Here is a 395-nt window from a genome sequence, read left to right on the forward strand (position 1 = left end):
CCTTGTAGCGGCCGCCAAGTACTGAACCGACATCGATCGGGTTGGACACGTGTTCCTCCTAGACTGTCCGGGATTGCCGGCCTCGATGACGCAACCGCCGTTCAGGTACCGCGCACGGCGGGAACCTTGAATGCAACTACCCCTGTACCTGTTCGATCCTAGCCGATCCGCCCCGGGCGGCCGTGGAGAAGACGGCCGCCAAAGTACACCGGAGTCACTTTCTACGCCTGCGCCGCGTCTTGAAATACGGGTTCTCTCCGGCTTTCCCTTGGTAGGTCCGGCGGCCCGGCAGCGGAATTTGTTCGCTGAGCAGGCCGCCGCGGGCAGTGCCGGGCTGGTCCTCACCCGGCAGGTATGCGCCTTCGGCACCCTGGCCCGTGCCGCCGTCGTACGTG

General features: G+C 65.3%; 1 protein-coding gene. It reads right to left on the reverse strand.

Going from position 1 to position 395, the window contains the following annotated elements; genetic code table 11:
• Positions 1-214: 214 nt before the first annotated feature.
• A partial coding sequence (locus GVN67_RS30270; protein WP_235035638.1) for a hypothetical protein occupies positions 215-395 on the reverse strand: 181 nt, incomplete at its 5' end.

This window comes from Roseomonas sp. 18066 (assembly GCF_902706185.1).
In the GTDB taxonomy this organism is placed as follows: Bacteria; Pseudomonadota; Alphaproteobacteria; order Acetobacterales; family Acetobacteraceae; genus Pseudoroseomonas.